The organism is Arthrobacter sp. Hb9-2 (assembly GCF_059091165.1).
In genome coordinates, this window is record NZ_JBNHGJ010000072.1 from 1 (window position 1) to 6,082 (window position 6,082).

4 protein-coding genes are annotated in these 6,082 nt (G+C 65.2%); 2 read left to right on the forward strand and 2 right to left on the reverse strand.

The window, feature by feature from the left end; all coding sequences use genetic code 11:
• Both AC5RV1_RS21095 and AC5RV1_RS21100 read left to right on the forward strand, forming a co-directional pair.
• Positions 1-1,347, forward strand: a 1,347-nt coding sequence (locus AC5RV1_RS21095; protein WP_493995912.1) for a S8 family peptidase, incomplete at its 5' end; no start/stop codon positions are given.
• A 165-nt stretch (positions 1,348-1,512) separates the two neighbouring features.
• Entirely contained in the window at positions 1,513-2,652 is a 1,140-nt protein-coding gene (locus AC5RV1_RS21100) for a ScyD/ScyE family protein (protein ID WP_493995913.1), read from the forward strand.
• A gap of 77 nt (positions 2,653-2,729) precedes the next feature.
• Here the strand turns inward: AC5RV1_RS21100 and rbfA are convergent, their stop codons facing one another.
• Together rbfA and infB are read right to left on the reverse strand one after the other, a co-directional pair.
• Positions 2,730-3,239 carry a 30S ribosome-binding factor RbfA gene (gene rbfA / locus AC5RV1_RS21105; protein ID WP_493947272.1) on the reverse strand — a complete coding sequence of 170 codons (510 nt, stop codon included), beginning with the start codon at positions 3,237-3,239 and terminating at the stop codon, positions 2,730-2,732.
• Between the two features lie 298 nt (positions 3,240-3,537).
• The coding region (gene infB, locus AC5RV1_RS21110; protein WP_493995914.1) for a translation initiation factor IF-2 at positions 3,538-6,082 on the reverse strand (2,545 nt) is incomplete at its 5' end.

The window sequence follows — 6,082 nt, forward strand, 5'->3', positions numbered from 1 at the left end:
GCGGCCGACCGGGCGCAGGCGAGCAACGCCGGGAAGGCCGGGAGCTTGTCCACGCACGGGCCCGAGGCTGAGCCGCTGTCCGACCTCCAGTGGGGTATGGAGATGCTCGGTGCGACGCCCGACGGCGCCTGGGAGAAGGCGACCGGCAAGGGTGTCGACGTCGGCATCATGGACACGGGGATCGATGCCCGGCACCCCGACATCGCGCCCAACTTCGACGCTAAGCGGTCGCGGAACTTCACCACCGATATCCCGGACATCGACGGGCCCTGCGAGTACAAGGACTGCAAGGACCCCGCGAACGTCGACGATGGCGGGCACGGTACTCACGTGGCCGGCATCGTGGCTGCGGCCGACAACGATTTCGGCATCGGCGGGGTGGCCCCCGACGCGACCTTGGTTAATGTGCGCGCAGGACAGGACTCCGGCTACTTCTTCCTGTACGAGACGGTCAAGGCGCTTGTGTACTCGGGGGACATCCACCTCGACGTCGTGAATATGAGCTTCTTCACCGACCCGTGGCTCTACAACTGCACGTCCCGCGACGAGTACGTCAGCGGCACCGTGACGGACGCGCAACTGATCGAGCAGCGGCTCATCAGCGAACTGGTGCTGGGTGCGGTGACGTACGCCTCCGACCGCGGCGTGACCCTGATTGCGGCCGCCGGCAACGAGCACAACGACCTGGCCGCACCGACCCGCAGCGACGAGATCAGCCCGGACTACCCGGCGGACGCTGCGCAGCCGAGGGTAGTGCAAAAAACCTGCCTCAACCTACCGAGCGAGGCTCCACAGGTGATCAATGTGTCCGCGGTCGGTCCGTCGGGGACCAAGGCTGACTACTCAAACTACGGGTTTGGCGACATCGAGATCGCCGCCCCCGGAGGCTGGTTCCGCGACTACGTCGGGACGCCGCAGTTCCAGAGCCCTGGGAACCTCATCCTCTCGTCCTATCCGCTCCAGGCGGCGATCGAGCAGGGCCTTGCCGACCCGAAGGGCAACCCGGTGGATGAGTTCTCGATCAAGTACTGCGACGACGGCAAGTGCGGCTTCTACACGTACTCGCACGGCACTTCGATGGCGTCACCGCACGTTGTAGGCGTAGCGGCGCTGATCATCCAGGAGCGGGGCAAGTCCACCGGCCAAGGCGGACACGCACTCGACCCGGCGACCGTGGCCCGGGTGCTTTTGCGGACGGCGGACGACCACGCCTGCCCGGTCGGCGGTGTGGAGGACTACAGCGACGAGGGGTGGACGCCGGACTGGAACGCGGCCTGCCAAGGGACCACCGGGAACAACGGCCTGTACGGCGAGGGCATCGTCGACGCAGAGGATGCCGTGGACTGACCAGATCCGCATTAGGGGATGAATTAGGGGGCGGAATAGGGGGAAATCCCGGAGACATTCTTGGCCGGCAGGCATAATCTGGCGCCGGGGGTTTCGGAAGTTTTGCCTCCCGCGAGGCTCCTTATCCGGCCCGTCCAGGGCGCCACGACGGAGTACCCAATGAATATGAAGTTTCCAATGGTCGCATGTCTCGCTGCTGCGGCGATAGTTATCCCTGGCGGGCCTGCAGTGGCGGGTTCAGATGAGCACCCTCCCCGCACGTTGGCGGAGGGTTTCGCAGGGCCTCTCAGTCTGGCGGTGGATGCGGAGGAATCCGTTCTCGTCACCCAGAACTTCGCCGGCCTCCTCAGCCGGGTCAACGACGACGGCACCACTACTGCGCTTTATCAGGCCAAAGAGGGCTGGGACGTTGGCGGCGTGGAAGTCCGGCATGGAATCACGTATTTTTTTGAGAGCGTGGGCGCCGGCCTGGGCGATCCCGAGGCTCTCGGCGGCTACTTGAAGTCCATCGACGAGGACGGAGACGTCCGGACCATCGCGGACCTGGCCCGCTACGAACGCAAGCACAACCCGGACGGCGATCAGCACTACGGCTTCGAAGCTGACGTCTCGGACGAGTGCCTGGCGGACTGGCCTGAGTTTCCGCCTGCACGCTATAAGGGCGGGGTGGACTCGCATCCCTACGGCATGGCGGTGCGGAGCGGCAATGCGTATGTAGCCGACGCGGGCGCGAACGCCATCCTGGAAGTAGACCTCGACAGCGGCCACATTTCCACTCTTGCAGTGCTGCCGCCGCGGCCCACGGTTATTCCGGAAAGTGCTACCCGTCCGGAGGAGGAGGGTGGCCTTGGCGTGCCAGCTTGCGTTGCCGGGAAGAAATACACTTTTGAGTTTGTTCCCACGGACGTTGAGGTTGGGTCGGACGGCTGGCTTTATGTGACTTCCCTGCCTGGCGGCCCGGAAAGCCCGGCGCTGGGTGAACGCGGCGCTATATTCAAAGTCAACCGGTGGACCGGCGAGACAAAGCTCTGGGCCGATGACATCCTCTCCCCCACCGGCCTTGCCATTGGGGACGACGGGGATGTCTATGTGGCTTCCCTTTTCGGCGGCAATATCCTGAAGTTCAATGGCTCCAGGGACCACCCTTCCGAATTCCTGACGGTAAACCAGCCGGCCGCCGTCGAATTCCAGGACGGACACCTGTACGCCACAGTTGACGCGCTGTCCGGCGCCCCGGCCGGCCCGGGAGCGCCTCCTCCAGCAGAACCTTTCCTGGGCAAGGTGATCCGGGTTCATATCGACTAGTCAGCAAACAAAGTTCTCAGGGAAAGCGGAAGGCCCGCACCATGTGGTGCGGGCCTTCTGCTGACCAGCCTCGCTGGTTACTTACTGGCGTCTTCGTCGAGTTCCTCGTCGTCATTGACGTCGAAGTCCTCTTCATCAAAATCGTCTTCGTCGATGTCCACATCGGCGGACGCATCGCTCCGGTAGGGATCAGCGTCCCCCGCATGCCGGGCCTTCGCCGCCAGGGCGGCCACTTCGGCGTCGCGCTTCTTGGCTTCCCGGAGCAGATCCTCAAGGTTGGACGCGATAACGGGAATCTCATCAGAGACGAATTCAAGGGTGGGAGTCAGCCGAATACTCAGATTGCGCCCCACCTCCTGCCGAAGCACACCCTTGGCCTTCTCCAGGCCCTTGGCAGCATCAGCCTGAACAGCCTGGTCGCCAAGAACGGTGTAGTAGAGGGTGGCATGCTGCAGATCATTCGTCACCCGGGCATCAGTAACAGTGATGCCCTCCAGCCGAGGATCCTTAACCTTCCGGCCCAGGGCCTCAGCAACAACAACCTTAATCCGCTGCGCCAACTTGGCAGCACGTGCCGGATCAGCCATGAAAAACTCCTATAAAAAGAAAAATTTGGGACGTACGACGGCGGCACAGGAGCTGCCTCGAACGTTTCATTTATGTGCCATGCACTAAAGGTGGGCCAACGACGATCCCGGAGAGTTTTGGGGGCGCCCGGGAGCGGCATCTAAGGAGATGGCCGAGGGCCCCGACCCGAGCTTGCGAGGGTTGGGAAGGCCAGCTCCGCTACCGGAGCTGGGCGGCAAAGGATCGCAAAATCCTTTGCCGCCCAGCGTAGGGGCGGGGCGCCCCCAAAACTCGGAGGCGTCCCGCTGTGAGAAACCCTTAGACGCGCGGCTTCTCACGCATCTCGAAGGTCTCGATGATGTCGCCTTCGTTGATGTCGTTGTACGAGCCAAGACCGATACCACACTCGAAGTCCGTGCGGACCTCGGTGGCGTCGTCCTTGAAGCGCTTGAGCGTCTCAACGGTGAGGTTGTCACCGATGATCTTGCCGTCGCGGCTGATGCGGGCCTTCGTGTTGCGTCGGATGATGCCCGAGCGGACGATCGAGCCGGCGATGTTTCCGAACTTGGAGGAACGGAAGACTTCGCGGACCTCGGCGGTGCCCAGCTGGAATTCTTCGTATTCCGGCTTGAGCATGCCCTTGAGCGCCATCTCGATGTCATCAATTGCGGAGTAGATGACGGAGTAGAAGCGCATGTCCACGCCTTCGCGGTCTGCCAGTTCGGCAACCCGCTCAGCAGGCTTGACGTTGAAGCCAATGATGACGGCGCTGTCCACCGTCGCCAGGTTGACGTCGTTCTGCGTGATGGCACCAACACCGCGGTGGATGACGCGCAGCTGCACGCCTTCGCCGACGTCGATCTTGAGCAGGGCGTCCTCGAGGGCTTCCACGGCACCGGACACGTCACCCTTGAGGATGAGGTTGAGGGTGTCGATCTTGCCGTCGGCCACTGCCTGGTCGAAGTCTTCCAGGCTGATGCGCTTGCGGCGCTTGGCCAGGGCTGCGTTGCGGTCGGCTGCTTCACGCTTCTCGGCGATCTGGCGGGCGGTGCGCTCGTCAGCGGTCACGAAGAAGGTGTCGCCTGCACGCGGCACGTTGGACAGACCCAGCACCTGGACGGGGCGGGACGGGCCAGCCTCGGTCAGGGCGCTGCCGTCGTCGTCGAACATCGCACGGACGCGGCCGTGGGCCGTGCCTGCAACGATGGTGTCGCCGACGCGGAGCGAGCCGGACTGCACCAGGACGGTGGCCACGGAACCGCGGCCCTTGTCCAGGTTGGCTTCGATCGCGATACCGCGGGCGTCCTTGTTCGGGTTGGCGCGCATGTCCAGGGCAGCGTCTGCGGTGAGCAGGACTGCCTCGAGCAGCTCGTCGATGTTGAGGTTCTGGCGTGCAGAGACCTCCACGAACATGGTGTCGCCACCGTATTCTTCGGGAACGAGGCCGTACTCGGTCAGCTGCCCACGGACCTTGTCCGGGTTGGCGCCTTCCTTGTCGATCTTGTTCACGGCCACCACGATCGGCACATTCGCTGCCTGGGCGTGGTTGAGGGCTTCAACGGTCTGGGGCATCACGCCGTCGTCCGCTGCGACCACCAGGATGGCGATGTCGGTCACCTTCGCACCACGGGCACGCATGGCGGTGAACGCCTCGTGGCCCGGGGTATCGATGAAGGTGATCTTCCGGTCGTTGCCTTCGTGGTTGTGCGTGACCTGGTAGGCACCGATGTGCTGCGTGATGCCGCCGTGCTCGCCCGCCATAACGTCGGACTTGCGGATGGCGTCCAGCAGGCGGGTCTTACCGTGGTCCACGTGGCCCATAACGGTGACAACCGGAGGACGTGCCTCGAGGTCTTCGTCGCCTTCGGCTTCGAGCTCTGCTTCGAAGTCGATATCAAAGGTGGAGAGCAGCTCGCGCTCCTCGTCCTCCGGCGACACGACCTGGAGCTTGTAGCCAAGCTCTTCACCCAGCAGCGCAAAGGTTTCCTCGTCCAGCGACTGCGTGGCCGTTGCCATCTCACCGAGGTGGAACAGCACGGTTACCAGTGCGGCGGGGTTTGCCTCGATCTTGTCGGCGAAGTCCGTGATGGACGAGCCGCGGCGGAGGCGGATCACAGTGTTGCCGTCGCCGCGGGGTACGCTCACGCCACCCAGCGACGGGGCACTCATCTGCTCAAGTTCCTGGCGCTTTGCGCGCTTCGACTTGCGCTGCTTGCCACGTCCGGCGCCGCCCTTGCCGAAGGCACCCTGGGTGCCGCCGCGTCCGCGGCCGCCCTTGCCAAAGCCACCACCGGCGGGAGCACCGCCGCCGCCACCGGGACCACCGGTTCCGGGAGCGCCACCCGGGCGTCCCGGGCCGCGGGCGCCGGCACCCGGACGTCCGGCACCGGCCGGAGCCGGGCGTTCAGTGCGGTTGGGCATCATGCCAGGAGTAGGACGGTTTCCACCGGCACCGCCGGGACGCGGTGCGCCCGGACGGGGCCCACCGGCACCTGCTGCGGGACGCGGACCACCGGGACGGGGGCCACCGGCACCTGCTGCGGGACGCGGACCACCGGGACGGTCGCCGTCGGTACGGCTTCCACCCGGGCGGGGCATGCCCTGGGAGGTGGCAAACGGGTTGTTGCCCGGACGGGGAGCCCGGTCACCGTCGCCGCCACGGCCCCGGGGCATGCCCTGGGAAGTAGCGAAGGGGTTGTTGCCCGGACGGGGACCGCCGGGACGGGGAGCGGAACCACCCTGTGATCCGCCGGAGCGGGTGGGGGGTGCCGGGGTTTCGGCCTTGGGGGCCGGGCGTGCACCGGGCTTTGCGCCGGTGGACGGAGCAGCGGGAGCAGCCGGAGCTGCCGGTGCGCTGGCTGCC